Annotated in this window: 2 protein-coding genes and 1 pseudogene; 2 read left to right on the forward strand and 1 reads right to left on the reverse strand. The window is 51.3% G+C overall.

The window, feature by feature from the left end; translation table 11 throughout:
* Nucleotides 1-35: 35 nt before the first annotated feature.
* Nucleotides 36-1,154: a lipid II flippase MurJ gene (locus tag RMO35_RS09980; RefSeq protein WP_309740807.1), complete on the forward strand. Its 1,119-nt coding sequence runs from the start codon at nt 36-38 to the stop codon at nt 1,152-1,154.
* A gap of 282 nt (nt 1,155-1,436) precedes the next feature.
* Nucleotides 1,437-2,552 carry a glycosyltransferase gene (locus RMO35_RS09985; protein WP_309740811.1) on the forward strand — a complete coding sequence of 372 codons (1,116 nt, stop codon included), beginning with the start codon at nt 1,437-1,439 and terminating at the stop codon, nt 2,550-2,552.
* 406 nt (nt 2,553-2,958) lie between these two features.
* Here RMO35_RS09985 and RMO35_RS09990 read toward each other — a convergent pair.
* Nucleotides 2,959-3,202 (reverse strand): annotated as a pseudogene (locus RMO35_RS09990) (glycosyl transferase family 1); the annotation flags it as partial.

The following is a 3,202-nucleotide window of genomic DNA, read 5'->3' on the forward strand; positions in this document are numbered from 1 at the left end:
AAATCAGCAGTAAATAGTGTCTGAGTGAGTGACGGATGCTTTGCCAATCATCACTGGCCACCATTTTAGAAAAATATGGCAGCCGGATGGTGACGCTACCGATTATTATCGCGAGCACGGCATTGAGTACGGCAGTGATGCCCTATTTTTCTAAAATGGTGGCCAGTGATGATTGGCAAAGCATCCGTCACTCACTCAGACACTATTTACTGCTGATTTTTGGGGCGAGCATCCCGTTAACTGGAGCAATCGTCTTATTTTCCGAGCCGCTCGTGCGAGTGCTATTGCAACGAGGTTCTTTTACCGCCGCTGATACCCAGCTCGTCGCCCAAATCCAAAGTTGCTTCGCGATCCAGATTCCCTTTTATATCGGTTGTATGCTGGTGGTGCGGTTGATTTCCGCCATGCGTAAAAATCAAATCTTGATCGTCGGTTCGGCTTTTAATCTGGTTATCAATATCGGTTTAAATTACCTGTTCATGCAGTGGCTGGGAGTTGCGGGCATTGCCTTATCGACTAGTTTTGTCTACATGTTCTCATTTGGGTTTTTAGCGCTCTTTGTACTCCGCAACCTCAAACGAGTCGATAATCTCAGTCTGGATCTCGATCGCCCAGCCCAAATTGCCGAACTAAATCAATCGAAGATCGATCGGATTAATGCCGTCCTCACGCCCGAGCAACAGCAAGTATTTCACCAGATCCAACAGCACCGTCAATCGCCACCACCCAGCCTCAATAGTGATGAATTAGGACTCGATCGTCAAGCCGAACTCAGAGCCATTCGGCAAGCCTATATGCAGCGATTTCAGGCGATCCTCACCCCCATCCAAGCAGCTAAATTAGACGCGATCGCGGGCTGGCAACAGGGGATATCGCTGGCAAAGATCCAGTACCTCCAGTTAACTAGCGAGCAAAGAGCTAGAGTTAGTCAGTTGTGGCACGACGAACGGCACGAGATGAACGCGATCCTCACCCCCGCACAACAAGCTCAAAACCAAGCCAGACACCGCCACCGTCAGGCGATCGAGCAGGGTTGGCACAGTTTGAATCTTTCGCCACAGCAGAAAGCGCAACTGCGCACGATCCGTCAAGAACACAAACAAAAGTTAACTGAAATTTTAACAGCAACAGAGCCAGTAACAAGAAGGGAATAGGGGGTAGGGGATAGTTTCAGTTCCAGTAGTGGGACGACACGACTAAAACTGTGGGCATTCAGAACGCTGAAAAATACAACTAGTAATATGTTTGACGATCGCTTTACCCACATTTTTAGTCATGTCGAGCCAGTGTCGAGCCAGTAGGGTGGGCACTGCCCACCAACCAGGTTTCAGGCATAACCTGTTTTATAAATAATCGCACCTACTTACTTAGAATATTTAGCCGCGAACGAATCATCCGGCTGTGGGAATTATTAATAGATCGCTCGTGGAGTATTTATGTTAGAACAAAGAATCGCTTTTTTTCTGCCCAACCTTGCAGGCGGTGGTGCCGAACGCGTCGCCCTCAACTTGCTCACTGGGATGCTCGAACGCGACGGACTCTTGCTAGATCTAGTTGTCGCCGCTACAGAGGGGCCTTATTTAGACCAGGTACCAGAGCGCGTCCGACTGGTAAACTTAGGGACGGGGCGGGTAACTAAGGCAATTCCAGCTTTGGCTCGATACCTGCGCGAATTTCAGCCGTTGGCACTAGTTTCGCATATGAATCATGCCAACATTGCGGCGATCTTGGCGAAAGAGCTGGCACGGAGTAAGACGAAGTTAGTAGTAGTAGAGCATGATACCCTCTCGGCAAGTAAGTCCAGATTGCGGCGCAGTAAATTTTTGCCGCCAATCATGAAGTTACTGTATCCGCGTGCTGATGCGATCGTCGGCGTGTCTCAAGGTGTCGCTGAAGATCTAGATACCCAACTAAATTTCTCGCCCGGAACCGTTAAAACCGTCTACAATCCGGTTGTCGATCGCGAACTGATTGCCAAGGCGCAGGCACTTGTGGAACACCCTTGGTTTGCCCCCGACAGTCCCCCAGTGTTTTTAGCAGTCGGCAGATTGTCACCGCAGAAAGATTTTGCCAACTTGCTTGCCGCGTTTGCACTAGTCCGCCAACGTCACGCCGCGCGGTTGCTAATTTTGGGTGAGGGTGAAAATCGCAGTGCGCTCGAAGCCCAAATCGCCGAACTAGGCATCGGTGCGGATGTATCTCTGCCCGGTTTCGTGCCAAATCCCTATGCTTATATGTCCAAAGCGACGACGTTTGTACTCTCATCCCGCTGGGAAGGATTGCCAACCGTACTGATCGAAGCGATGGCTTGTGGTTGCGCGGTGGTGGCTACCGATTGTCCGTCAGGGCCGCAAGAAATCTTAGCTGATGGTAAGTATGGGTTATTGGTACCGATCGCCGATGCTAGCGCCCTAGCAGATGCTATGCTGCAAACGCTGGAAGTACCAATGAGTAAATCGGCGTCGATCGAGCGGGGTCGATATTTTTCTGCCGAGCGTGCGGTAGATGACTATCTGGCGCTGTGCGATTATCGATCGGTTATCACAGTTTAAGTTGTCTTGCTAATCGATCGAGACAACTCATCCCAAGTCTGCTTTGCAAAGACTTCTTTTGCTAGCACAAGCCCTTCGCCCTCACCCCGCCAGATCCTGCGGCTCTGGCTCCCCTCTGTCTTGTCGTTGCTTGGTTGATTTTCATGGTCGGGAAACCCGACCGAAAATCAATCCGCTTTTTTATTCGGGGGGAATCCCCGAATAAAATCGCCGCTCCCAAGCGTGGGAGCGGCTCGCGCTCCTCGGGTTCCCCGAGGGTTTGCGGATGCGCGCTCTGGAGGTTTCCTCCAGGTTTAGCGCAACCAAGCAGCGAGACAAGACAGAGGGGTTGGGGGTGAGGGCTGAGATTCGCAGGTTGCACAAACAAAGATTTGGTGTCAGCCCCGCCGTTGCCGACGGGTTATGACTATGAAACCGCATTATGCCAAACGCTGTTGTACCCTTGCACCATACTTTGTAAGTTGAAGTTCGATTCAATTCGCTGGCGACAGTTGGCTTGTCTGTGAGTCCAGGTCGAACCAGACGCGCGAGCGTCAATAGCTTGAGAGATCGCAGTTGCCAATTCTGCCGGATGACTCGGTGGCACGACCCAGCCAGTGTCGCCGACGAGCAGCGCTGAATCACCGACAGCAGTCACGATACAAGGTGTC

It is taken from the genome of Chamaesiphon sp. OTE_20_metabat_361 (genome assembly GCF_031364565.1).